The following is a 25,644-nucleotide window of genomic DNA, read 5'->3' as shown; positions in this document are numbered from 1 at the left end:
ATGAAATTTGAAAAAATTAAAAATGAAAAATCATCTATCCGCATCAGGCTGCGCAAGATTAGCATCATTAACTCTGCGGTGATTTTGTTACTGTGCTGGCTACTGCTGACATCCACTTCGTTACTCTTCATCAAACGTTATGAAAAACGAAATCTTGAACTGATTGCCGCGACGTTGAGTAATAGCCTGACCGCCGCCACGGTATTTGAAGACAGCTATGACGCGCATAAAAAAATTGCCATGTTAGGCAATGAAGGCATGTTTGCCTCGGCGAAACTGGTGACGGACGATCAAACCGTGTTGGTTAACTGGCAAGACCAACAGCAGCAGGATGGCTGGTATGAGAACGTCCTGCGCCAATGGATCTATGCCCGACCGCTGAGTGTGAATATCAATCACGCGGAGAATGTCGTCGGGACGTTGACGCTGGCGGGTACGGTCAAAGGAGCGACAGATTTTATTCGCTACTCAGTGATGATCTTATCCAGCGGCATGCTCTGCGTACTGATTGTTGCCTTTATGCTGAGCGCTTTTCTGCATCGGGGGATTTTGCAGACGCTGCGCAATATCACCAGCTCGATTCATTACGTCATCAGCTCGGGTGACTTTTCGCTGCGCATTCCTGAAAGCCCGACCAAAGAGTTTCAGTTGTTTTCGGAAGATCTCAACTCATTGCTCGCAGAGATGCAGTCATTACAGGCTTCACTGCTGCGGGATAACCGTTCGTTAGCGGCGAAAGCGTTGGAAGATCCACTGACCGGGCTGGCTAACCGCGCCGCCTTTGTGACCCAGCTCACCCGATTACTCGACGGCCAATTTGCGCAAGAGCGCTTTGTTCTGCTGTTTCTGGATGGCGATCGCTTTAAGAGCATCAACGATAACTGGGGACATGCGGCAGGCGATGAGGTGCTGAAAGCCATCGGATCACGCCTTGTGGCGCTGGCCTACAAGCAGGATATGGTTGCGCGACTCGGCGGTGATGAGTTTGCGATGTTAATCACCAGCCGCGCGACTGAGAAACAGCTGCTGCAGCTGACAGAGGAGATCAGGGAAGCCATTGCACAGAAGATTATGATCGCGGAAGGCACGCCGATTACCACCTCGGTCACCATTGGCTATGCCTGGTCACAGCATGGCGATACGGTGCAATCGATTCTGGAACGTGCGGATATGCACATGTACAAAAACAAAGGGATAAGTAAGGTACGCATATGAGAATTAAACTTTTTCTGCTGATGTGTATTTTGGTTTGCGCGGGATGTCAATCAAAAGGTCGTTTCACCGCCGCGCAGATTGCCGCCATGCAAAGTGCGGGATTTACCGAAAACATGGAAGGCTGGGGATTGGGTTTATCGGACAAAATCCTGTTTGGCGTGAACGAGTCCGAGCTGACTGCTGCCAGTAAAACCAACATCGCCACTATGGCGAAGAATCTCTCAGTCACCGGGATTCAACATGTCCGCATTGACGGTCATACGGATAATTACGGCAAAGCGGATTATAACCAGCAGTTGTCACTGAAACGTGCTGATGCTGTGGCAACACAATGGGCGTTGGGTGCTGAAGTACCGCGAACCAACATCACTACCCGAGGTCTGGGCATGAGCGCCCCCATTGCCAGCAATAACAGTGCACAAGGCCGCGCCCAGAATCGCCGCGTGGCGATTGTGATTACCTCGCCTTAATCGCCCCCTGGTCGAGCGCATAACGGTACAAGCGCTCGACCGCCAGATTTTTCATTTTGACTTCACACATAATGTCGAAATCCTTAAATGACAGCGCCCAGTCATTTAAATCCTGATTAAAGTAGTAGTCAGAGTGGGCACGCAGTTTGGTTTTCGCCACCGTTAAATCGCGTTGATCCGGAAAGCCCTGTTCTGCGATTAATCCCTCCTGCGCAATCGAATAATGTAATACCGGCCGCACACCGCGCCAGGATTCGATAATCAGCGGAATACGCGCATCATCCGCCTTAATAAATTGATTCTCTTTCACCCAATGATGGTGAATATCTAATACAACCGGACAAAGATCGCGCGCTTGTAATACATCATCCAGCGAACAGGAAATTTCATCATTTTCAACCGTCAGCATATTGCGCGCTTCGGGTGAAAGACGCTGAAAAGCAGCACGGAATCCTTCGATGCCTTTTTTGCCGTTCATATGGATATTGATTTTGAAATCCTGAAACTGGCGCCCATAGCCCATGAATAGCGCACACAGCGCATGATACTCCACATCCTCAATCGCCCGATTCACTACCCCTTCATTATCCGAAGCGAGTACGGAATATTGTCCGGGATGGAATGAGAGACGAATGTTGTGCGCACGCGCCATCTCACCACACTTCACGAACAGCGTTTGTAAGTCGGGCATTAATTCAGTGTAGATAGCCGTGGCTTCAGGCACGGTGTACAACGGCAACAAATCACTGCCAATTCGCATCATGCGCATCGCATCCGGCAGTTTTGCCAACTGCTGCAACGTAAGGATTTGGTTTTCAAGGTTGTTGGTTGCCAATTGCGCCAGTAAACGCGCTTGTTCGGCACGATCAAGACTCAGGAAACGCGTACGCGTGGTGATTTTAAACGGAAACGGCTGCTTAGCCTGTGCATCAAAGTATTTACACGCAAAACCCAATTTCATCTCATTCCCCTTTTAGAGCAGCCTGAAAGTGTAGCCTGCCATGAGGAAAGTGCACGGACAGCGGCACGGCTGCCGCTGTCCGTGGGTTTACACGCTCGGGAAAGTGATGTTGCTGCCGGGTGCTTCACGATGCAGATGGATAAAGTTCAGGTGGCGTTCGTACTGATCGAGAATATCGATAATCACCTGCTCTTTGTTGTAATCCATCAGATCGTTGCCCTGGCTACCTTCCAGCAGGAATGTCTCCAGACGGTAATAGGTCGATTTACCGCTGCGCGCCCGATAGGTAAAGCCTGGAACCGAATACTGCTGCGGCCAGATCTGATACACGAAGTCCTGCTCTTCACCCAGTAGCACGCGCAAATCCAGATAACCTAACGGATGGCCCTCTTCCGGCTCGACGCGGTCCAGTGAAACCCGACCGCCGCGCAACTCCAGTTCTTTCGCCACATCCTGCATTGCCGGGAACAAGACGTTCTCCATCATTTGCTGGGTGTAGCGTGTGCCCGGATAGTTCATCAGACGCGACAGACGTTTCTTCCAGCTCAGGCGATCGTTGCTGGCTGGAATGTACGGTGCCGTTTCACGACTGGCGCTGGCGCGGCGATGGTCTTCCACTTTGAGCGACTTATACAAACCGGCCATCACAAAGAAGATCACAAAGCTGAACGGCAGTCCCATGATTACCGTAGCGTTCTGCAGCGCAGAGATGCCGTTGGTCATCAGCATACCCATGGTCAGAACACCAATCGCCACGGACCAGAAGATACGCAGCCAGTTGGGTGCATCACTGTTGATGTCTTTCAGCTTCGAGGTAAAGTTACCCAGCACCAGTGAACCGGAATCCGCTGAGGTGACGTAGAACAGCATGCCAGTGATGGTGGCAACCGAGGCGCTGAATTTAAAGGCCGGATACTGCGCCAGCAGGCTGTAGAAGCCACGTTCCGCATGCGCCATCACTTCCTGCGCAAAGCCAGCATCACCGTGGATGATTTCATACAGCGCTGCGTTACCAAATACCGACAGCCATAACAGTGTGAAGGTGAAGGGGATAATCAACGTACCGAGCACGAACTCACGGATGGTGCGACCGCGTGAAATACGCGCCAGGAACAAGCCGACAAACGGTGACCAGGCGACCCACCATGCCCAAAAGAAGAGCGTCCAGCTGTTCATCCACTCTCTTGGCTGATCAAACGCAAAGGTGTTCAGCGTCATGCCCATAAAGCGGTTGATGTAATCACCGACATTAAGCACCAGCGCATTCAGCAGGAAGTCGGTTTTGCCCATAAACAGCACAAACAGAATCAGCCCCAATGCCAGCGCAACGTTGAGTTCCGACAGAATACGGATGCCTTTATCCACGCCGGAGGTCACGGAAATGGTGGCGATAATCACCGACAGCACAATCAACGCCGCCTGCGCGGTAAAGCCTTCCGGGATATCGAACAGCACGTTCAGGCCATAATTGAGCTGCACCACGCCAATCCCTAAGGTGGTGGCAATGCCGAAGATGGTTCCTACCACCGCCGCAATATCCACGGTATGGCCGATCGGCCCATTAATACGTTTGCCAAAGATTGGATACAGCGCAGAACGGATGGTGAGCGGCAAATTGTAGCGGTAGCTAAAGTAACCCAGCGCGATCCCCATCAGCGCATACATTGACCAGCCAGTTACGCCGTAGTGGAACAACGTCCACACCATGGCTTGCCGGGCGGCTTCCATGGTTTGTCCGGCACCCTCAGGCGGTTGCATGTACTGCGTGACCGGTTCAGCCACCGAGAAGAACATCAGATCGATACCGATACCGGCGGCAAACAGCATCGCTGACCAGCTTAATAAGCTGAACTCCGGTTTGGATTGTTCCGGCCCGAGCTTGATGGCGCCGTAACGCGAGCAGGCCATGTAGATAACGAACACGATATACAGTGTCGCGGCCAGCATGTAGTACCAGCCAAACGTAGCGGTAACCCAGTTAACTGCTGTCTGAATCAAACTCGCAGCCAGCTCGCTGTAAAAAATGGTGACAAGTGAAAATGTCAGAATCAGTCCGGCTGAGGTGTAAAACACCACAGGATTGATTCTGTCTTTTTCACTGGCAGGTGGATTAATCATCGATGACCTCTGGTTAATTTCCTGTAATGACTCAATGGATTAGCGTGACCTGTCTGCCAGGCCTTGTTGTTATCAGTACCCCTGTTATCCCTCCATGCAGTGCTTTCTTCTGACGATGAGCCGCATAGCCCGGTTCACCGCTGCGCTTTTGTAACAATCGAAGCACAGTATCCTAACAAAATTCTTTTTTATATTGAACGTGCAATCAAAAAAAGTTTAAATAGTCCTCTGACATTGTGGTGGAGCTGGAGTCATGCCAAAGGTGGGAATGCAGCCGATTCGTCGTCGGCAACTGATTGATGCAACCCTCGATACGATTAACGAGGTAGGAATTAACGACGCAACCATTGCGCAGATTGCGCGCCGTGCGGGGGTTTCGACCGGCATCATCAGCCACTACTTCAAAGACAAGAACGGTTTGCTGGAAGCCACCATGCGCGATATCACACGTCAGTTACGTGATGCCGTGGCTGCCCGCCTGAAACCGTTGGCGGGCGCAAAGACCGAAGCACGCTTGCTGGCGATTGTCGAAGGTAACTTCGATGACACGCAGGTGCACAGCGCGGCGATGAAAGCCTGGCTGGATTTCTGGGCCAGCAGCATGCATCAGCCACAGTTAGGTCGTCTGGAACGGGTCAGCAGCCGTCGCCTGTTTTCGACCCTCGCCGCCGAGTTTCACCGTGAATTGCCGCGTGAACAGGCGCGACTGGCGGCTCACGGATTGGCATCGCTGATCGATGGCCTTTGGCTACGAGCTGCGTTAAGCGGCCTGCCCTTCAATATCGATGTCGCGAAAACGCTCACCACCCAATTTATCCGTCAGCAACTTGCTGGCGCACTGAATCACTGAGGAAGGAGAAACCATGTCCCGATTCACCGAACAGCAGCTGTATATCGATGGTCAGTTCGTTGCAGCGAGCGCAGGTCATACATTCCAGACCATCAACCCGGCCAATGGCGAAGTACTGGCCGAGGTACATGAGGCGGAGCAGGCCGATGTTGATCGTGCTGTTGCTGCCGCGCAAAAAGGTCAGAAAGTTTGGGCTGCGATGACCGCCATGGAGCGCTCACGCATTCTGCGTCGTGCCGTCGATATTCTGCGTGAGCGTAACGACGAGTTAGCCGCGCTGGAAACCCTCGATACCGGTAAACCGCTGAGCGAAACCCAATATGTTGACATCGTGACCGGTGCCGACGTGCTGGAGTATTACGCCGGTCTGATCCCGACGCTCGAAGGCCAACAGATCCCGCTGCGCGACACGGCGTTTGTTTATACCCGTCGCGAACCGCTCGGCGTGGTCGCTGGTATTGGTGCGTGGAACTACCCGATTCAGATCGCTTTGTGGAAATCGGCCCCTGCGCTGGCAGCGGGTAACGCGATGATCTTTAAACCGAGTGAAGTGACTCCACTGACTGCACTGAAGCTGGCAGAAATTTACACCGAAGCGGGCGTGCCGGCCGGCGTATTCAATGTGCTAAACGGCCGTGGCGCGGTCACTGGCCAACTGCTGACTGACCATCCGGGCATCGATAAAGTCTCCTTTACCGGCGGCGTGGCCAGCGGCAAAAAAGTGATGGCGAATGCCGCGGGCTCCACCCTGAAAGAAGTCACCATGGAATTGGGCGGCAAGTCACCGCTGATCATTTTTGATGATGCCGATCTCGATCTGGCCGCTGACATCGCCATGATGGCCAACTTCTACAGTTCAGGTCAGGTATGCACCAACGGCACGCGCGTGTTTATCCCGGCTAAACTCCAGACCGCCTTTGAAGCGAAGATTGCTGAACGTGTGGCGCGTATCAAGGCAGGCGATCTGAACGATCCTGCTACCAACTTTGGCCCGCTGGTGAGCTTCCCCCACCGCGATAACGTGATGCGTTTTATCGAAACCGGTATCAAAGAAGGGGCGCGTCTGCTGTGTGGCGGCAAACGCCTGAGAGGCGCCGATTTCGACAATGGAGCCTGGGTTGAACCCACGGTGTTCACCGATTGCCGCGATGAGATGACCATCGTGCGTGAAGAGATCTTCGGGCCGGTAATGTCGATTCTCACCTACGAGAGCGAAGACGAAGTGGTGCGCCGCGCCAATGCCACCGATTTCGGTCTGGCTGCGGGCGTGGTCACGCAAGACCTGAACCGTGCGCACCGTGTGATTCATCAGATCGAAGCGGGTATCTGCTGGATCAACACCTGGGGTGAATCTGCCGCCGAAATGCCGGTGGGCGGCTACAAGCACTCCGGTATTGGCCGTGAGAATGGCCTGATGACCTTGCAAAATTACACCCAGGTGAAGTCGGTGCAGGTCGAGTTATCCCGTTTTCAGTCCGTATTTTAATTCAGCTTTAACCTGAGGAGCGACTAATGGAATTTGATTACATCATTATCGGAGCCGGATCCGCAGGGAACGTTTTGGCAACAAGACTGACCGAAGACAGCAGTGTGAATGTGCTGCTTTTAGAAGCCGGTGGCCCTGACTACCGCTTCGATTTCCGTACACAGATGCCAGCCGCGCTGGCTTATCCGTTGCAGGGCAAACGCTATAACTGGGCGTATGAAACCGAGCCAGAACCGCATATGAATAATCGCCGCATGGAGTGCGGACGCGGTAAAGGACTGGGCGGATCATCACTGATTAATGGTATGTGCTATATCCGTGGTAACGCCATGGACCTCGATAACTGGGCGCAGCAGCCTGGCCTGGAAAGCTGGAGCTATCTGAACTGTCTGCCCTACTATCGCAAATCAGAAACCCGCGATATCGGTGCCAACGATTATCACGGCGGCGAAGGTCCGGTGAGCATCACCACCTGTAAGCCCGGTAATAATCCGCTGTTTGCCGCGATGATTGAAGCCGGTGTTGAAGCAGGCTATCCGCGCACGGAAGATTTGAACGGCTATCAGCAGGAAGGCTTTGGTCCGATGGATCGCTTCGTTACGCCAAAAGGTCGTCGATCCAGCACCGCGCGTGGCTATCTCGATACCGCCAAAGTGCGTCCGAACCTGAAGATCATCACCCATGGCACTACCGATCGCATCTTGTTTGAAGGCAAGCGCGCGGTGGGCGTGCAATACTTGCAAGGCTCAAGCAATACTTCACATCAGGTGCATGCGCGCCGTGAAGTGTTACTGTGCGCCGGTGCCATTGCCTCGCCGCAGATTCTGCAGCGTTCCGGTGTAGGCGCTGCGGCGCTGCTGAATAAATTCGATATTCCAGTGGTGCATGATTTACCCGGCGTCGGCGAAAACCTGCAGGATCACCTCGAAATGTATCTGCAGTATGAGTGTAAAGAACCCGTTTCACTTTACCCCGCACTGAAATGGTGGAACCAGCCGAAAATCGGTGCAGAGTGGCTGTTCAACGGCACTGGCGTCGGTGCCAGCAACCATTTTGAAGGTGGTGGTTTTATCCGCAGCCGCGAGGAGTTTACCTGGCCGAACATTCAGTATCACTTCCTGCCGGTGGCGATTAATTACAACGGCTCCAACGCCGTTGAAGCACACGGTTTCCAGTGTCACGTGGGGTCAATGCGTTCACCGAGCCGTGGGCATGTACAGATTAAATCGCGCGACCCGCGTCGTGATCCGGCTATTTTGTTCAACTACATGGCACATGAGCAGGACTGGCAGGAATTTCGTGATGCGATTCGTATTACGCGCCAGATCATCAATCAGCCCGCGCTGGATAAGTATCGCGGCGCGGAAATCAGTCCGGGCCTCGATTGCCAGACCGATGAACAGCTGGATGAGTTTGTGCGCAACCATGCCGAGACCGCCTATCACCCGTGTGGCACCTGCAAAATGGGCAGTGATGACATGGCGGTGGTTGATGGCGAAGGCCGTGTGCATGGATTGCAGGCGTTACGCGTGGTGGATGCGTCGATTATGCCGCTGATCATCACCGGCAATCTGAATGCCACCACCATTATGATCGGTGAAAAGATCGCGGATAACATTCGTGGTCGCCAGCCGTTGCCGCGTAGCGAAGCAGATTACTTCGTCGCCGGAGATTTGCCGGTGCGTGGTGAACCGAAACGGGCCTAAGCGCCTCTCTCAGGGTGACGATCGCGTCACCCTGCTCTTTTCTCGCTAGTTTTGCAGATAGGCCATGATCAGCCGCTGTAATTCGACCTTGATGTCATCTGCGCCCAGTTGATCACGTCTGGCGGCATCATGCACCACCCCCTCAACCGCAGAAGCCAAAACAATAGCGACCACCGATACGCGATCTGAATCCGTATTCATTGTTTTGACGACGAACTGTCGATAAAACTCCGCGTACTGCTGCTCAAACTCTTCGTGAGCGCTGCGTTCAGAGAGCGGCACTTCATCCAGCAGCACACGATGTAAGCTGGGATTGATTAAGTGCGCCAAAAATATCAGGCTAGAGGGGCGTTGCTCCAATTATGTCGGTATCAAGTCCAGCATTTGGCTGCTAGTTCATCCAGACGATCCCTTTTCATTCCTGTTTAACCGATGACGCTAGAGAGCCAGAATTTAGCGTATGAATGTAAATATAAAAGTATGTTGTAACTAGTAACGTGCTCGTTTTACGCCTTGTGGTAAAACTCATTCCCACTCAATCGCCTGCATAAATCGTTCAAGAATGGCATTCTGGCTGCGCCCTTTGCGCGTCACCACAGCGATCTTACTGGTGAAGTGGAAACGTTCCGGTGCGATGGCGCGCATGATCTTTTTCTCCACCCACTGTGCAGCATAGTGGTCGGGCAGAAAACCGATAAAGCGCCCGGTAAGAATCAAAAAGGCTATGCCTTCGCGGTCGGTTGCTGTGGCATTGCAATTGAGTTTCTGATGCATGGCAATGGCTTCTGCCGTCATGCGAAAAGCAGGCGCAATCGCATCGCACCCTTTTAGTTGCGCATCGTCAGGTTCGTGGGAAAACAACGCATGGGTGTCGCTACAGTAAAGCTGCGATCGCTCATCATACAACGGCATGTAATCCAGGCCGGAAATCGGCGAAGTCACCGGCAGTGCACCGACGTGCAATCGGCCATCCATCAACCCTCTTTCAATTTCTGCAGCCGTCATCATGCTGATATTCAGTCTAATGTCGGGACCTATCTCATGCAGTTTTTCCAGCGCATGGGTGATTTTCATGCGCGGCTGAGTCACCAGATTGTTAATAATCCCGATATTCAAATCCCCGCGCAGCTGCTTGTGCATCTGGTTGACTTGTAAGCGAAACTGCTCGATAGCCGCCATCATGCTGTCGCTATGACGCAGGATCTCACGCCCTTCTTCGGTCAAGGCAAAACCCGCGCGCCCGCGCTGACACAATCTCATGCCAAGCCGCTTTTCCAGGTCGCCCATGTGCAAGCTAATGGCCGATCGCGTCATGCCCAACAAACTTTCTGCTGCAGAGAAGCTGCCGCTCTCATTCACGGTTTTGAACAGGCGCAATAATTTGAGATCAAAGTCGGTAACCTGCGCGAGCGATTTGCTTTTCATTAGGTGAGTAAATCAATAACTGAAGATGAATTAATAGGGATTTAACTTAACTAACCGTTAAATGCAAACTCTTCATACACCTGTCTGGAGAAACATCATGTCTGATGCTGTCAACACTACCGATCTCAATCTGCAAGCGCACTGGATGCCGTTTACTGCCAACCGTAATTTCCAGCGCGATCCTCGTATCATTGTCGGCGCACAGGGCCGCTGGCTGACTGATGATAAAGGACGGCAGATTTTTGATAGCCTTTCCGGTTTATGGACCTGTGGCGCGGGCCACTGCCGCAGTGAAATCCAGCAGGCGGTGGCGAAACAACTGGGCACACTCGATTATTCACCCGGCTTCCAGTACGGTCATCCGCTGTCATTTCAGCTGGCAGACCAGATTGCCCAACATATGCCGGGAGACCTGAACCATGTGTTCTTTACCGGATCGGGGTCGGAATCAGCAGACACGGCGGTGAAGATGGCACGCGCCTACTGGCGCATCAAAGGCCAGCCGGCGAAAACCAAATTTATCGGACGCGCGCGAGGTTACCACGGCGTGAATATCGCCGGAACCAGCCTGGGCGGCATTGGTGGCAACCGCAAGATGTTCGGTCAGTTCATGGATGTTGACCATATTCCGCACACGCTGCAAACCGATCTGCCCTTCACTGCTGGTCAGACCGAAACCGGCGGCGTGGCATTGGCCAATGAGATGTTGAAACTGATTGAGCTGCATGATGCGTCCAACATCGCCGCCTTGATTGTTGAACCTCTTTCTGGCTCTGCGGGCGCCATTATTCCGCCGCTAGGCTATCTGCAACGCCTGCGCGAAATCTGCACGCAGCACGATATCTTGCTGATTTTTGACGAGGTGATCACGGGTTTTGGCCGTATGGGCCGCTGGAGCGGTGCTGAATACTTTGGCGTCACGCCTGATATCCTCAATTTCGCCAAACAAATCACTAATGGTGCGGTTCCGCTGGGTGGTGTGGTCGCCAGCAGCGAAATTTACAGCACCTTTATGGCGCAAAAGTTGCCAGAACACGCGGTGGAATTCGCCCACGGCTACACCTATTCTGCCCATCCGGTGGCTTGCGCAGCGGGCCTGGCGACGCTGGCGTTACTGGAAAATGACGCGCTAATTACGCAATCCGCCGAGCTGGCACCACACTTTGCTCACGCCCTACATGCGCTGCGTGATTGCCCAAACGTCATCGATATCCGCAACTGCGGTCTGGTGGGTGCCATCCAGCTTGCGCCACGCGACGGCGATGCCACACTTCGGCCGTTTGAAGCGGGTATGGCGCTGTGGAAAGCCGGTTTTTATGTGCGCTTCGGTGCCGATACGCTGCAGTTTGGCCCGATGTTCAATACACAGCCTGCCGAGTTAGATCGTTTGTTTGACGCTGTGGGTGAGACGTTGCAGCAGATCGCATAAGGAAAATGAGGTGATTAGTCATACTTAACAACATCTTCTTCATACTCTCTGCCGATTCTTCTGATTCAATACCTTTTTTGTATTCAGTCTGGATCGGCCATGCTTCGTCGCCACTTTCTTACCGGTTTACTGCTCTCCCCGTTTGCTGCGCACAGCGGCTTTAGCCTGGCCGCTTCTGCGCCAAAACCCGCGCAGGTCTTGCCCTTGTGGCCAAAACAACCGCCGGGTGGCGGTGGACCTTTAGGGGCGATGACGTTTAGTGCCAAAGGCGCACAGCGCAATATTGCCATGCCGACGCTCACCGTCTTCAAGCCGGTTCAGCCAAAGGGACGCGCCGTACTGATTGCGGCTGGCGGCGGCTATACGCGTATCGAAATGGGCAAAGAAGCCTGGCCCGCTGCAGCGTGGCTGGCGGATCAAGGCTACACAGCGTATGTGCTGAGTCATCGCCTGCCGCAGGAAGGCTGGAAAGATGGCGCGTTAGTGTCACTTCAGGATGCACAGCGCGCACTGCGTATCGTGCGTCACCGTGAGAATAATGTCAGCGTATTAGGCTTTTCGGCTGGCGGTCACCTGCTGGGAATGGCGGCGAACCGCGCGGGTTTTCACGCTTATCAGGCCAGTGATGCATTGGACAATCTCCCTGCAACGGCCGATCGTGCCGCGCTGATCTATCCCATCATTACGCTTGAGCCACCTTATGCACACACCTCCACGCATAAAGTGTTGGTCGGGAAAGATGCATCACTCAGCGCGGATACCGCCTGGTCGGTGCAATCCTACGTTAATCCGCAATCACCGCCGTTTTTCCTGGTTCAGGCCGAAGACGATCCTGTTTCCGATCCGCACAATACTTTGATCATGGCTGCCGCGTGTAAGCAACAGCACGTGCCGGTTGAGATGCATCGCTATCCCAGCGGGGGTCATGGTTTTGGATTGGGTAAGCCCGGCACACAAACGACTGAGTGGCCGGGACATTATCTGCAATGGTTAAACGCTTAACGCGACGGAAGATTGTGCCAGGCCCGTCAGCAAGGTCTCCGAACTGGCCACCGCGCCAAAAATGCCGCCCTGCATATGAATCATACTTAGTGCCGCTTCGTGATGTTTAAGCTCAGTCGCGGCGCAGCAATCGGACAGCACCAGGCATTCGAAGCCACGATCATTGGCTTCGCGCAGCGTGGTATGCACACAAACATCAGTAGTGATGCCCGAGATAAGCAGATTGCGTATGCCCCGACTACGTAGGATCAATTCAAGGTCGGTGGCATAAAAAGAGCCTTTGCCGGGCTTATCAATGATGGTTTCACCCGCCAGTGGCGCCAGCTCCGGGATAATTTCCCAACCCGGCTCACCGCGCACCAGAATACGGCCACAGGGACCGGGGGCACCGATTTCCGCCTGCATCCGCTTTGAACGCCAGCGTTTATTGGCCGGCAAATCACTCAAGTCGGGACGATGGCCTTCACGCGTATGGATGATCGGGAAGCCCAACTCCCGCATGCGTGCCAGTACGCGCTGCAAAGGCGCTATCGGAGCGCGGGTCAGTGCGATGTCATACCCCATGCTATCGACATAACCGCCCTTGCCACAGAAATCGGTCTGCATATCGATGACGATCAGTGCGGTATCCGCAGGCGTACACCGCCCATCAAAAGGCCAAGGATAAGGTGTTGAATCAATAGTGAACTCAGGCATTTTTCTGCTCCATCAGGCTGGCGGTGTTTTCGCGCTTCAGTTTGACTATCAGGGTGTAACTGGCTGCTGCCGTCACCAGACCAATCACCGCTTCACCAAACTTCGGGAAGGCAATGTGGGCAAGCACCGCACACAAGCTACCAATCGCCCAGGCCGCGAAAGCGCTGCCGCGCAGGCGACGCGTTTTGCGCTGCTCACTGATTTTGGCCATGAAGATTAAATCGACGATCATTACCGCGCCGAAGGGTGGCACCACAATGCCCAGCAAACTCAGCCATTCGAGGAAGTAGGACCACACGCCCGCCAGCGCCAACGCTCCGCCGATGGCGCCGAGGATCAACGTCCAGACTCGCATCTTGCTGCTGAACAGATGGCTAAAGCCAACGGCACCGTTGTACAAACAATGGGTGCAAACAGAGCCGAGATTAATGAAAACAAACAAGAAAGCGATGATGGAGAGTAACGTGCCGTGGTTCATCAGCATTGGCAGGAAATTACCGCCATTATTGACCGGATCAACCGCCGCGCCCACCGCCACAATCACTACACCGAACAGATAAGAGATCACATTAGCCATAGGAAAAGCGGAAAACGCCGCGATAACCGCTGATTTGCCGTCCTTCGACCAGCGGGTGAAATCCGCGGTCATGGTGCCCGAATCGGCGAATCCCGCCACCACCATCGTCACCGCCGTTCCCATACTCATGGCGCCGACTGCGCCAGTACTGCCTTTGAACTGAGTAATGGTGCTGAAATCGTGATCCTGCCCAATCAACCACAGTGCGACCAAACCGAGCACCACAAACAGCGGTGCGGCAATCATTCCCAGAATAGACAACGCACGTACGCCGAGGAAGGTGACGCCGGTATACAGCATCATGGCGATAGCGGTCACCGCGAGTGCGTTCCAGCCAAAGGTTTGGTTAATGACTGTACCGGTTAATCCCGTTTGAAACGCATACCAGCCAATCACGACGGTCGAGAGAAAACCGGACACGAGGATATAGCCTTTGGTGCCGAAGGTACGCTTTGCCTGCAGGGCGAAATTCATCCCGGTGTTACCTGCAAACCAGCTCAGTGCGCCAACATAAGCGAACAGCACCAGATTGCCGAGCAGGATGGCAATCAGTGCGGGCCAGAAACCCAAATGCCAGGTAATAATGCCACCAAACAACGCGTTGGTGAGGATCATCGGGAAACCGAACCAGACAGCTGATACCGATCGCGTCGAGTGACGGTGACTTAAAGGAACCGGCTCGTGTTCAAATTCCTGCTCCAGCGCAGGGGAGGATTTGTTACTCATGGGCAACTCCGATTAAGTCAGGATAAAGGTGATTCCACGGTTGGATGCGCTCGAAAGCGGCACTTGCCGCCAGCACCAGGCCATCGTCCAGATGACGACCCACGATTTGCAGACCAATCGGCAAGCCACTGGCGGTGAAGCCCGCAGGGATTGAGGCCGCCGGTTGGCCTGTGAAATTGAAGGGATAACAGAACGACAACCAGTGATCGCTGCGCACCATGCGCCCATCGATGATTTCTGGTCCCTGCATGTTGAGCGGGAACGGCGGTACTGCCAGCGTTGGCGTCAATAGCAAGTCGTAACGCTGCATAAATCGCCACAGCTGATTGCAGATCTTCTTACGTGCGGTATTGGCGTCGGTAAAGTGTTCAGCGCGCCACTCGCGTTGCAACATGGCGCTCAGATGAGGCGACATGCGTGAACCCAAATCGTTTTGCATCTTTCGCATGCCGGTAAGATCGCTTTCAAAGGCCACCAGCGCAGCAAAAGTGGCACCCTCATCGGCAATGCCGGGATCCACCTCTTCTAGTTCCGCCCCCAGTTCACTCGCAAAATGGCGCGCCGCCTTAGTGACAACGTCACGAACTTCCTTATCGACGGCGATATAGCCAAAATCGGCACTGAAGGCAATGCGCAGTCCGTTTAAGGGTTTATTCAGGGTGAGCATCCAGTCAACGTCACTACAGGGAATGGAGTGACGATCGCGCATATCCGGCCCTGCCATCACTGACATCATGAGTGCGCTGTCACGCACAGTGCGCGTCATCGGTCCAATATGCTCCAGTGATTCCCAACTCGAGACGCCGGGAAAGCGTTCATCCCGGCAACCGGGCCATAACGGCACCCGCCCCATCGAGGCCTTGAATCCATAAACGCCGCAGTGCGCCGCTGGAATACGCACCGATCCGCCGCCGTCACTGCCCAATGCAATCGGGCAAAGGCGAGCGGCGAGCGCCGCGCCGGATCCGGCACTGGAACCGCCGGGCGTTTTGCTCAAATCCCAGGGATTGCGCGGTGAAGGAAACAGCGGATTGTGCCCAACGCCGCTATAACCAAACTCGGGCGCAGTGGTTTTCCCCAGCAGCACCGCATCAGCAGCCAATAGGCGCTCGACGGTGATATCGTCATCTTCAGGAATGAAATCAGCATAGGCTGCTGAACCGGAGGTTGTTTTCACACCCGCCGTGCAAATGAGATCCTTAACCGCCAATGGGACACCCGCAAAAGCACCCAGTGCTTCACCGCGTGCACGCTTCGCATCCACCGCTGATGCCTGCTGTAACGCCAACTCGGGTGACGCCGTACAAAAAGCCTGAATCAATGGCTCGCGTTTTTCCATGCGATCCAACGCGGCTTGCGTCAATTCACGGGCAGACACCTCGCCATTGCGGATCAGCGCTGCCAGGGCAGTAGCATCCTCATCCAGTAAAGCCTCAAACATGATTCATCTCCCGATTTGGTCACTTAACGGGATTAATGCAGTTTGCGTGCCAGAAGATGCCAACAATTGGCGATGAGAAGATAACGCCTGATGGGATACGGACTTGGATACAAGATCGAATACTTATGTTTCGTTGTCATGCATTCGGTTTGACAGGAAGCACAAAAATAGCGCAGCGATGCGCCATTTTGGTAAGCACCGATGCTGGCTATTTTCAGCGTCGTTTAACGTGCCCGGCTGGGTAAAACATCATCGAAAAATGCAGCGCCACGTCATACAGTTGTCACCTGCGTATTATTCGATTTTTAATTCAGTAAACATTTCATAAACGACATCACGAATAGGATAATACTTATCACGACTAAAATGAGAAATGTGTCAGGGTGTGCGAGGTTAAGTCACGACTCAATTTCCACTATTTTATCTGAGGGCGAACGGGTGAATTATTTCGATGTATCCATTCTGGCCGTAATTCAGGGGCTGGCAGAATTACTGCCGGTTTCCAGCTCTGCACACGTCATTATGACGGAGAAACTCCTGGGACTGGACCCTGCGGCCCCCGATATGACACTGCTGCTGGTAATGCTGCATACCGGCACGATGTTCGCGGTGATTGTTTACTTCTGGAATAACTGGCGGGAGACCTATTTCAGTTCAGGCCGTGCATTTAAGAAGAATGTATTTTTAATTATTCTCGCCACCGCAGTGACCGGCGTAGTGGGTTTGGCGCTAATGAAGCTGATTAAATATTTCTTCGCCGCGAATGCCGATACTTTTGAAATTGAATCGTTGTTCAGTAACAGCAAAATAATCGCCAGTGGTCTCGCTGCCGCAGGCTTATTAATTATCCTCTCTTCACGCCTGAAAGAAAAAGATCGCGGCGAACTTTCACCTTTAAGCGCCGCAGGTATTGGTTTCGTTCAGGGGTTGTGTCTGCCCTTTCGTGGTTTTTCTCGTTCTGGCGCCACCATTTCTACCGGTCTTTCCCTGGGCGTGGCCCGGCAACGTGCGGAAGAATTTAGCTTTGCGTTAGCCGTGGTGCTGACACCGGCGGTGATCGTCAAAGAGGGTCTGCGTGCTTTCAGTTCAGGTTCTGCTGGCACGGCCGCCGTGAGCAGTGGCGTGCTTTTGCCCAGCCTGGTGGGCATGCTACTCAGTTTTGTCGCCGGACTTCTGGCGCTACGCTGGCTTTCCCGCTGGCTGGAGCATGATCGCTGGCATCTGTTTGGCGGTTATTGTCTGTGCGCTGCGGCACTGATTGGTTGGTTAGGCTGACTCGCGGATTGAGCTTCTGTGAACTTTAGCAGTGAAATCATTGGCATGCTGCCTGCAAGTTATCTATACAGGCACACAATCTCGAATGACAGACAGAGATAAAGATGAAGCTCAATCCAGAACAACTGCGCGCAAAAGCCAAACGCATATTGCTCAGTTTTGCTTTCGACTGTATTGATGGTGGCGCAGAGGGGAAATTGACCGCACACTGGCCTGGTGACTGCAATACCCTTTCCGACCTGCAGCCAGAGGTGTTGCAGGCTAAATAGACGCCAGATATCCCCCATCGATATACAGAATCTGCCCGGTAATATATCGGGCAGATTCTGAGCTGAGAAAAACCACACTGCCGGCCAGATCGTCGAGTTCGCCAAAACGACCCAGTGGGATTTTTTTCTGCATTGCATCGCGCCATGCGTCATCCTGATAAAAAACCTGCGTCATTTCCGTTGCGAAATAGCCGGGACCGATGCCATTCACGCGAATGTTATGCGCAGCCCATTCTGCGCTCAACGTGCGCGTCATCCCCGCCAGGCCTGACTTTGAACTGGCATACGCTGCGGCGCCGGGTACGCCCACACAGGTGGTCAGCGAGCACACATTAATGATCGCGCCGCCGGATGCAGCGGAAACCATGTTTTTCGCCACTGCCTGACCACAAAAAAATGCGCCCTTGAGATTAGTCCCGACAATGGTATCCCACAACGCTTCATCCACTTCGAGCGAGGGCCGAATCTGTTCGGTGCCGGCATTGTTGATCAGAATGTCCACTCGCCCCGCAGCGGCAACCGCCTGTTGAATGCTCGCAGCCTGCGTGACATCCAGAATCAGGCCATGGGCCTCAACGCCAGCGTCGCGTAACTGCCCCACCGCCGCTTGTAGCGAAACGGCATCTCGCCCGGTGATCGTGACACGTGCACCGGCCTGAGCCAGTGCTTGTGCCAGCGCATAACCAATGCCACGCGTCCCGCCAGTGACCAATGCGTTTTTACCTTGTAAGGAAAATGACGTCATGACACTCATATTTTTATCACCGTTTTCAGGAAGGTTGATTTACCCGCGATCAGTGTCTGATAGGTTTCAGGCACGTCATCCAGCTGCACCGACGGTGCGATGAGCCGGGCCAGGTCATCCGCCAGCAAGGCCATGACCTCCAATGCCGCCTGCTGTTCATGCTGGAAGACGCTGCAACCCACCAGCGTGATCTCCCGTTCCACTAACGCATTGAGGTCGATGCCGTCTGTGTGATGGAAAATCCCGACCATCGCAATACGGCCGCCGGAGTTGATCCCCGCGATCAGCTGTGAGAGTGCGGCCGGAAATCCCGATGCTTCAACACCAAAGGCATATTTTCCCGTTGTGACCAGCGGCACCACAGAAGCCATCAATTGATAGCGCTGGGCATTCGGTTCGATGAGCTGCACCTGACATTTTTTTAAGCGGTGCAGCAATAAGGCGGTCAAACCTCCGATCGTTCCGCCGCCTGTGACACACACAGCATCACCCTCAGCGACATTGAGTTGATTCACCACCCGCAATGCCACGCCTAACGGCTCACTCAACACCGCTATCTCATCGGGAATCGTGTTGGGTACCGCCAGTAAACTGCTTAACGGCAACGCCACTTGTTCAGCGAAACCGCCGTCAAACACTTCCCCGACAAAGCCCAATGACTCACAAAGATTCATCGCTCCCGACGAGCAAAATGCGCAATTGCCGCAGTACACGCGTGAGTCTGCTACCACACGCATCCCCAGCTGGAAGTGCTCGCTCTCTCCGTTGATTTCGCTAATAACGCCGAACAGTTCATGCCCCGGTGTCACAGGAAGATGAGCAATCCACTTTCCGGTTTTGAAATTATGTAAATCAGAGCCGCAAATTCCCGCTGAATGCACGTTAATTCTGGCCCATCCAACGGGCAAATCAGACAGGGGAAGTTCTTCAACACTGACCTGACCAATACTGTTGAGGCGCACCGCTTTCATATCAGTTCTCCGTGATCAGGCTGTCGATCCAGTGGGTGAATTCATCCTCTCCGCCGCACGCCAGCATTACCGCTACCGAGAAACCAATCGCTGAGCTGGTCGGGTTGTGTTGACTGGATGAGCCGGCACGTAGATTCATGACCAGCGTTGGGCAGCAAAACAGCGCCAGCCGCAGGATCTGTTGCCAGTTGCCGGGTAACCAGCCTTTCTTCTGCAGGTCTGCAAGCAAAGGCTTCCAGTACAGATCCCCTTTACTCGTCAGAAAGGCGCGACGTAATGGGCTGAGTTGCCAGTCATGATCAACAATCAGCCTGTCGCCTTCGCACCGCACGTTAACCTGATAGCGGGCAGCGGCATCGTCAGGTTCATACAACCAGCATGGATGTGCATAAATGTTATGGAAAGTGGCTTTGATTTCAGCCAGCAAGGCGGGAATATTGCTACCGGCAAAAGCAGGGTCGAAACTCACTAATTTAGGCTCGGCGTGCTGCGTTTCGTACCACACGTTGGCATTGTGTGCATCACCATGCGCCACCACCACACCGTGTGACGCCAGCGCAGCAGGGTTCAGCACTTGTCCCGCGGCCAGAAACAGTTGATGGAGTGTCTGTGGATAGAATACGCCGTTGACCTGCCAGTGCATCTGACTCAGGGTCTCCCAATCGAGCTGCACCTCGCCCAGCGTAAAGCGTTGCCCAACATAGAACTGCGCCACTCGCCCGCCTAATCCATCCCGATCACCCTCGGAAACCAGTCGATTCCAGAACAATTGATGAATAGATTCGGCGGCCACTTCAGCCGCCGTTGCCATGCGTAACGTGGGCAAGGTGTGAGCGAGAATATCGCTATCGGCGCGACGCTGAGCCTCAATGATCGCTGTTGATTGCGCCCCGTCCACGCTGGATTCCACCTCACGGCACGCATCCGCCAGACGCTGATCGTTGCGTAAGCAATACAGCAGAATCTGGCGCCCTGGCTCACCGCAGGTGTAGACCGGGACATCGACAGCGAAACCGTGCTCCCGCAGCAGTTCAGCGCGATAATACTCATCAATGGTGTGCTCTTCCCCTTCCTCGTGATGGAATTTGAAAAACAGCGTGCGCCCATCCGCGAGCACCACGCGACCATTTAACGAGTTCAGGCTGTATTGATCGCGGTTGATCTGCAGGCTGAGGGCTTCGATCCCCGTGACATCCGCGATCAGCTGCTGAAGTTTCTCGCTGGCCCGTTCCCACTGGTTTTCTTTGGTTAAACGACGCGCTTCCGCCGCAAGTGGAGGACGCAGGCGATCACTCATCGCGATCACCTTTCAGCAAGGTCTGTCGGACGTCTGACACCGCTAAAGCATGGCCAGGGAACCCTTCATATTCCGCAAAACGTTTCGCTTTTGGCGCCAATTCCTGATAGCCCCGGCTAGTGATATACGCGATAGACATCCGTTTCATGTAGTCAAACACCGAGAGCGGCCCTGCGGTTTTTGCCGCCCCATTGGTCGGCAACACCGCATTGGGGCCGAGCACGAAGTTACCCAGTACAATCGGCGAATGCTCTCCCAGCAGAATTTCACCGGCATTGCGGATTTTCATCATCACATCCATCGGTTCATGCGCCAGCACTTCGAGATGTTCCGGGGCGTACGCATTGACGAATTCAATCGCCGTGGCGAAGTCTTTGGTGAGTATCACGCCGCCGTGGTCGCCACAGAGTACGCGCTGGGAAAAATCGGCCCTTTTCTCACCAATTTGCTGCCAGTAGCCCGGCAGCGCGGCGATGGCCTCTTCCGCCACACGACGGCTGGACGTCACCAGATAGGCTGAGCTATCCGGCCCATGTTCGGATTCGATAATCAGATCGAGTGCCGCCAACGCCCCCTTCGCCGAGTCATCCGCTAAGATCAGGCTTTCGCTTGGGCCCGCTGGCACGCCGGGATCGATCAAATGCGCGAGCTGACGTTTGGCGGCCACCACCCAGGGACTGCCGGGACCCACAATCTTTAAACATTTCGGGATGGATTCCGTGCCGTACGCCACGGCAGCCACCCCTTGTGCTCCGCCACATTTGTAGACGTGCTCAATCCCCACCAACCGCGCAGCAACCAATGTTGCGTCATCAACCGTGCCATCCGGGCCTGGCGGCGTAATCACGATTGGCAGGGGCACACCGGCGACAATGGCGGGAATGGTTGTCATCAGCAATACGCTGGGAAATGAGCCCTTACCGCGTGGGACATAACATGCCACGGCATCAATCGGAACATGGCGGTCACCGGCAAAAGCGCCAGGACGCATCTCTTTCCACCACATTTCTTCAGGCTTCTGTGCTTCATGGAAAGCACGAATATTCTCCACCGCGAAACGGATCGAGTCGATCACCTGCGGATCAACGCGTTCGAATGCCGCATCGAACTCCTGTTGGTCAGCCTTAATGGCAAAGGTTTCTGGCTGCACGCCATCAAATTCACGGGCAAAACGAATTAACGCCTGATCCCCTTCAGTTCTGACCGCTTCAATAATCGGTTTCACCTTTTCGGCAAAACTCGACAGATCAGATTCGGTGCGTTTGAACAGCTGCTCAGGTAATACGTCAGACGTTGACAGATCATGAAATGAAACGGCCATAGTGAATCCTCAATATTGTCAGTGCGTGAATTCGTGTTGGTGAATGCGGCTCAGTACCTGATGCTGCAGCTCGATAAATTCCGGTACACGATTGATACCCTCATGACGTGGGCGCGGTAAGTTCACCGCGAAGGTGGTATCGATTTTCCCCGGGCCCATCACGACAATGCGATCTGATAGCCTGACGGCTTCCTCAATATCGTGCGTGACAAACATCACCGTCAGGCGATGCTTTTCCCAGATCTCAATCAGTAACTGCTGCATCTGATGACGTGTCATGGCATCCAGCGCGCCAAAAGGCTCATCCATTAACAGAATTTTGGGGCGGTACGAAAGCGCGCGGGCGATAGCCACACGCTGTTTCATCCCACCTGAGAGCTCGCTGGGCCAGCGATCGGCGGCATCACCGAGTTTCACCAAATCCAGGTGTTGCTGCGCAATTTCCCGGCACTGGCTGCTGGGTGTGCCCGCAGCCTTTAAGGCAAATTCGATATTGCCGCGCGCCGTCAGCCACGGCAGTAGTGTGTAAGATTGAAATACTACGCCGCGATCCAGTCCTGGGCCGGAAATCGGTTGCCCATCCACCAGCACATCGCCACTGTCAAACTCTTCCAGACCGGCCGCAATCGATAGCAGTGTGCTTTTGCCGCAGCCGGAAGCCCCCACAATGGAGACAAACTCGTTGTCATTGAGCGTCAGGTCGATACCGTGCAGCACGCGACGACGAGATTTCCCCTGTGCGAAACTCTTTTCCAGTTGATTCATCGTTAAGCTCGCCATCAGGAACGCCTCCGGTTGTAACGGAACAGTACACGCTCAGCAGCGCGCATGATTTGATCGGTAATCAGGCCCAGCAGCCCCAGCAACAGGATGTAGCCAATGATGGTGTCGGTCTGGAAATAGCGTTGGGAAACCACAATCCGGTAGCCCAAACCCGAGGTTGAAGCCACCAATTCTGCCAGCACTAACCACGTCCATGCCCAACCAAGGCTGATGCGCAATGCATCCCAAATCGCGGGTAAAGCTGAGGGGATGACAATTCGCAGTAATATTTTGCGGTCGGATAAACCAAGGGTGCGACCCAGCCCAACGAAATCAGGTGGAACGCGCTTGATGGCATCGATCATCATCAGTACCTGCTGAAAAAAGGTACCAATCCAGATCACGAGGAATTTTTGAATATCGTCAGTGCCCGTCCATAAAATGGTCAGAGGGACGAACGCCACCACCGGCATATAGCGAATAAAATCGACCAGAGGTTCGACTATGGCCTTGAACAAACCGTAGCAACCCGCCAGAACCCCAATGAAAATCGCCATGATCGAGGAGATAGCAAACGCAATCACCATACGATACAGGCTGCTGGCGATATCACTTTGTAACGTACCGTTCTGTGCCAGCGTCACCATCTGATGCCAGACGCGCTCAATACCCGGTAGAAAAATAGGCTTGATTGCCCCTGAGGAGGTAGCCAGCCACCAGGCCAGAATCAGACACACGAACACCAGAATCGCGATAGTTAAGAACTGGGCTCGCGTTGGCTCTTTACCAATAGTTAAAAGATGACTCCGACGGCGTTTTTTCTGCGCTTGCCGATTAACCCGCTGCAACTCAACTGAACTCATGCCCCCTCCTGATTTCCATGCCTCTTCGCTGGATAATCCAGCAAAGAGGCGGTATCAACGCTTACTGCTGATTGGCAAACTCTGCATCAATAGTTTGAGCAGGCGTCACCGGTTGGGTCACAATCCCGGCATCCGTTGCCGCTTTTAAAATATGTGGGAACGTTTTGCTGGTGAAATCATGTGACAGGAAGGCTTTGTTTTCATCTAAGGTAAAATATTTCACTCCATCAAAGGCGGTATCGAGATCCGCGGGCGTAGCGCCCACCGCTTTAGAAATAATGGCGCGACCTTCAGTCATATTTGCGTTATAAAAATCGAGCGCAGCACCCCAGGTTTTAATTAATGCTTTGATTTCATCCGGGTGGCTTTTAATAAAATCATCACGCACGACCAGCACGTCACTGATTAAACCTGGATCGGAAGATCCGCTATACAGCATTTTAATATTGGGGTCTGATTTCTTTGCCACGCTGAGGTACGGCTCATAAGTCACTGCTACGGGGACTCGTCCAGCAAGGATGGCGCTGCCAGCGGAAGCTGCAGGCATCGGCACAGGTTTAATATCACTAAAGGATAATCCTGCCGAAGCCAGTGCGCTGCGCAACAAAATGTCACTGGTGGTGCCCTCTTCATATGCCACCTGTTTGCCTTTGAGATCCTTGACGCTGCCGATCTCTTTGCTCGCCAGAATGGCGTCTGCCGTGTTGCTCTGATCCAGCACCAGGACGATTTTTACCGGCAGCCCGGCAGAAATCATCCCCATTGCGGTGTGCGTGGCGATGTTAGCGGCATCAATCTGACCACTCGCCAGTGCGGCATTAATATCTTTGTCCTCGGCGAAGTTGATGACTTCAACCTTGTTCAATCCCGATTTGGCAAAAAGGTCTTTTGCCGAGGCGATGTGCCACTGACCGTAACCCAACCAGGGTTCAACCCCCATTTTTACCGGGGCTGCTTCCGCGGCATAAACAGAATGCGCCGCAAGTGTGAATAAACCTAAGCAGCAAACATGAGAAACCGATTTCTTCACAGCATGGAGAGAAAACATAGTTATTTCCTTCTGTTATGATCATTGGGTGTTAGCGATAAGTGATACACTCATGTATATACAAGAATATGCAAGAGTGATGCCAGTTAAATAGCCGCTGGTGTCCGCAGTGGTTAATGTTTTCTGCGCCCTAACGGTGCACGCGAATAGTGCACTGCACTATGGCAAACAATATCCTGCAGATGAAGGACGTCGAATAATTAAAAAGAAAAAAGCTGGGCGGGTCACAACAAATTTAGGTGGGAGTAGAAAAGCCAGGAATGATTTAAATGCTACCCGAAAAGGGAAACAGCAGGTTTTCCTGCTGTTTCCTGAAGAGTAGCGATGGGAATAAAATTAACTTTGTGCACTCATCAAGCGCACAGCAAAACCAAAGAACAGCATGCCCGTCAGCATATTGCCCAGCTTGACCAGACGCGTGCGATTCTTCAGGAAGCGAACCATCACACTGCCTGCCATCAGTAAAATCAGGTAATAGCTCAGGCTGATCACTTGAATCATTGAACCCAGCACCGCAAAGGCGGGCGCAGTATGCGTGACAGCCGGATCAATAAACTGAATGAAAAATGAGACATAGAACAGTATGGCTTTCGGATTCGTCACGCCCAGCAACAGCGCACGCAGGAAATAGTTCTCGACTTTGACGGCATCAGCGGGCTGATGACCTTCACGTTTGCGCAATGCACCCAGAATAATCTTTACACCCAGATAGAGCAGGAACATTGCGCCTAAATACTTCACCACCATAAAAATGTGCGGACTGGTGCGAATCAGCGTGGCGACACCGGCCCAGGCAAGGAAGATCAGAATCAGGTCACCCATCATCACCCCTGCTATCGCCTTAGACGCCGCTTTAGCACCGCGGCTCATCCCGGTACGCAGCACGTATAAACTGTTCGGGCCGGGCAACAGAATAATCACCAGCGCACCCGCCAGAAACGTCCAGACATTAATAATTCCTAAATCGTGCAACATAACAACCACTACTCCA

24 protein-coding genes are annotated in these 25,644 nt (G+C 53.6%); 9 read left to right on the top strand and 15 right to left on the bottom strand.

Annotation, left to right across the window (positions count from 1 at the left end):
• Together IAE30_RS00635 and IAE30_RS00630 are read left to right on the top strand one after the other, a co-directional pair.
• Entirely contained in the window at window positions 1–1,215 is a 1,215-nt protein-coding gene (locus IAE30_RS00635) for a diguanylate cyclase domain-containing protein (RefSeq protein WP_200677804.1), read from the top strand.
• The gene (locus tag IAE30_RS00630; protein ID WP_200677802.1) at window positions 1,212–1,685 is read left to right on the top strand and encodes an OmpA family protein; all 474 of its coding nucleotides are present in this window, start codon (window positions 1,212–1,214) and stop codon (window positions 1,683–1,685) included. The genes IAE30_RS00635 and IAE30_RS00630 overlap by 4 nt, the downstream gene beginning before the upstream one ends.
• Here the strand turns inward: IAE30_RS00630 and uvsE are convergent.
• On the bottom strand, window positions 1,672–2,646 hold the full coding sequence (uvsE, locus tag IAE30_RS00625) for a UV DNA damage repair endonuclease UvsE (RefSeq protein ID WP_200677800.1): 975 nt from the start codon (window positions 2,644–2,646) through the stop codon (window positions 1,672–1,674). The genes IAE30_RS00630 and uvsE overlap by 14 nt on opposite strands.
• A gap of 87 nt (window positions 2,647–2,733) precedes the next feature.
• Window positions 2,734–4,764, bottom strand: coding sequence for a choline transporter (locus tag IAE30_RS00620; protein ID WP_045815600.1), 2,031 nt, complete (start codon window positions 4,762–4,764; stop codon window positions 2,734–2,736).
• 253 nt (window positions 4,765–5,017) lie between these two features.
• On the opposite strand from IAE30_RS00620, the gene betI reads away from it, so the two are divergent.
• From betI to betA, 3 genes are read left to right on the top strand one after another with little or no spacing between them, the layout of a single operon-like run.
• Window positions 5,018–5,614: a transcriptional regulator BetI gene (gene betI, locus IAE30_RS00615; protein ID WP_034824050.1), complete on the top strand. Its 597-nt coding sequence runs from the start codon at window positions 5,018–5,020 to the stop codon at window positions 5,612–5,614.
• A gap of 13 nt (window positions 5,615–5,627) precedes the next feature.
• Window positions 5,628–7,100: a betaine-aldehyde dehydrogenase gene (gene betB, locus IAE30_RS00610; protein WP_200677798.1), complete on the top strand. Its 1,473-nt coding sequence runs from the start codon at window positions 5,628–5,630 to the stop codon at window positions 7,098–7,100.
• Between the two features lie 26 nt (window positions 7,101–7,126).
• Window positions 7,127–8,806 carry a choline dehydrogenase gene (betA, locus tag IAE30_RS00605; RefSeq protein WP_200677796.1) on the top strand — a complete coding sequence of 560 codons (1,680 nt, stop codon included), beginning with the start codon at window positions 7,127–7,129 and terminating at the stop codon, window positions 8,804–8,806.
• Between the two features lie 45 nt (window positions 8,807–8,851).
• Here the strand turns inward: betA and IAE30_RS00600 are convergent, their stop codons facing one another.
• Together IAE30_RS00600 and IAE30_RS00595 are read right to left on the bottom strand one after the other, a co-directional pair.
• On the bottom strand, window positions 8,852–9,136 hold the full coding sequence (locus IAE30_RS00600; RefSeq protein ID WP_200677788.1) for a hypothetical protein: 285 nt from the start codon (window positions 9,134–9,136) through the stop codon (window positions 8,852–8,854).
• Between the two features lie 195 nt (window positions 9,137–9,331).
• A complete protein-coding gene (locus IAE30_RS00595; RefSeq protein WP_200677786.1) occupies window positions 9,332–10,231 on the bottom strand; it encodes a LysR family transcriptional regulator in 900 nt (299 codons plus the stop codon).
• A gap of 97 nt (window positions 10,232–10,328) precedes the next feature.
• Between IAE30_RS00595 and IAE30_RS00590 the strand changes: the two genes are divergently transcribed.
• Together IAE30_RS00590 and IAE30_RS00585 are read left to right on the top strand one after the other, a co-directional pair.
• Window positions 10,329–11,660, top strand: coding sequence for an aspartate aminotransferase family protein (locus IAE30_RS00590; protein WP_200677784.1), 1,332 nt, complete (start codon window positions 10,329–10,331; stop codon window positions 11,658–11,660).
• Window positions 11,661–11,759: 99 nt separating this feature from the next.
• On the top strand, window positions 11,760–12,662 hold the full coding sequence (locus IAE30_RS00585) for an alpha/beta hydrolase (RefSeq protein ID WP_200677782.1): 903 nt from the start codon (window positions 11,760–11,762) through the stop codon (window positions 12,660–12,662).
• On the opposite strand, the gene IAE30_RS00580 is transcribed toward IAE30_RS00585, so the two are convergent.
• From IAE30_RS00580 to IAE30_RS00570, 3 genes are read right to left on the bottom strand one after another with little or no spacing between them, the layout of a single operon-like run.
• On the bottom strand, window positions 12,651–13,358 hold the full coding sequence (locus IAE30_RS00580) for a cysteine hydrolase family protein (RefSeq protein WP_200677780.1): 708 nt from the start codon (window positions 13,356–13,358) through the stop codon (window positions 12,651–12,653). The two genes, IAE30_RS00585 and IAE30_RS00580, sit on opposite strands and share 12 nt — an antisense overlap.
• Window positions 13,351–14,661, bottom strand: coding sequence for a cytosine permease (locus IAE30_RS00575; protein ID WP_200677778.1), 1,311 nt, complete (start codon window positions 14,659–14,661; stop codon window positions 13,351–13,353). The genes IAE30_RS00580 and IAE30_RS00575 overlap by 8 nt, the downstream gene beginning before the upstream one ends.
• Window positions 14,654–16,102, bottom strand: coding sequence for an amidase (locus IAE30_RS00570; protein WP_200677769.1), 1,449 nt, complete (start codon window positions 16,100–16,102; stop codon window positions 14,654–14,656). The genes IAE30_RS00575 and IAE30_RS00570 overlap by 8 nt, the downstream gene beginning before the upstream one ends.
• A gap of 438 nt (window positions 16,103–16,540) precedes the next feature.
• Here IAE30_RS00570 and IAE30_RS00565 point away from each other — a divergent pair, with 438 nt between their 5' ends.
• Window positions 16,541–17,377: an undecaprenyl-diphosphate phosphatase gene (locus IAE30_RS00565; RefSeq protein ID WP_200538453.1), complete on the top strand. Its 837-nt coding sequence runs from the start codon at window positions 16,541–16,543 to the stop codon at window positions 17,375–17,377.
• A gap of 104 nt (window positions 17,378–17,481) precedes the next feature.
• Window positions 17,482–17,646 carry a hypothetical protein gene (locus IAE30_RS00560; RefSeq protein ID WP_200538452.1) on the top strand — a complete coding sequence of 55 codons (165 nt, stop codon included), beginning with the start codon at window positions 17,482–17,484 and terminating at the stop codon, window positions 17,644–17,646.
• Here the strand turns inward: IAE30_RS00560 and IAE30_RS00555 are convergent.
• From IAE30_RS00555 to leuE, 8 genes are all read right to left on the bottom strand, one after another.
• A complete protein-coding gene (locus IAE30_RS00555; RefSeq protein WP_234472645.1) occupies window positions 17,639–18,391 on the bottom strand; it encodes an SDR family NAD(P)-dependent oxidoreductase in 753 nt (250 codons plus the stop codon). The two genes, IAE30_RS00560 and IAE30_RS00555, sit on opposite strands and share 8 nt — an antisense overlap.
• A 5-nt stretch (window positions 18,392–18,396) precedes the next feature.
• Entirely contained in the window at window positions 18,397–19,362 is a 966-nt protein-coding gene (locus IAE30_RS00550) for a zinc-binding dehydrogenase (RefSeq protein WP_200677765.1), read from the bottom strand.
• A 1-nt stretch (window position 19,363) separates the two neighbouring features.
• Window positions 19,364–20,659 (bottom strand): hypothetical protein, encoded by a 1,296-nt coding sequence (locus IAE30_RS00545; protein ID WP_200677754.1) that lies wholly within the window; start codon window positions 20,657–20,659, stop codon window positions 19,364–19,366.
• On the bottom strand, window positions 20,652–21,980 hold the full coding sequence (gene hisD / locus IAE30_RS00540; protein ID WP_200677744.1) for a histidinol dehydrogenase: 1,329 nt from the start codon (window positions 21,978–21,980) through the stop codon (window positions 20,652–20,654). The genes IAE30_RS00545 and hisD overlap by 8 nt, the downstream gene beginning before the upstream one ends.
• A gap of 18 nt (window positions 21,981–21,998) precedes the next feature.
• Window positions 21,999–22,760, bottom strand: coding sequence for an ABC transporter ATP-binding protein (locus IAE30_RS00535; RefSeq protein WP_200677742.1), 762 nt, complete (start codon window positions 22,758–22,760; stop codon window positions 21,999–22,001).
• Window positions 22,760–23,605, bottom strand: a complete 846-nt coding sequence (locus tag IAE30_RS00530) for an ABC transporter permease (RefSeq protein ID WP_200677740.1) — start codon at window positions 23,603–23,605, stop codon at window positions 22,760–22,762. Before IAE30_RS00530 ends, IAE30_RS00535 begins: the two co-directional genes overlap by 1 nt.
• A 61-nt stretch (window positions 23,606–23,666) precedes the next feature.
• Window positions 23,667–24,653, bottom strand: coding sequence for an ABC transporter substrate-binding protein (locus tag IAE30_RS00525; protein ID WP_200677738.1), 987 nt, complete (start codon window positions 24,651–24,653; stop codon window positions 23,667–23,669).
• A gap of 336 nt (window positions 24,654–24,989) precedes the next feature.
• Window positions 24,990–25,628, bottom strand: coding sequence for a leucine efflux protein LeuE (gene leuE / locus IAE30_RS00520; protein WP_200677736.1), 639 nt, complete (start codon window positions 25,626–25,628; stop codon window positions 24,990–24,992).
• Window positions 25,629–25,644: the final 16 nt, after the last annotated feature.

Source organism: Pantoea sp. S61 (genome assembly GCF_016625145.1).
Taxonomy (GTDB): Bacteria; Pseudomonadota; Gammaproteobacteria; order Enterobacterales; family Enterobacteriaceae; genus Pantoea; species Pantoea rwandensis_B.
The sequence above is the reverse complement of the archived record's forward strand: the minus strand, read 5'-3'. Positions and strand labels throughout refer to the sequence as shown.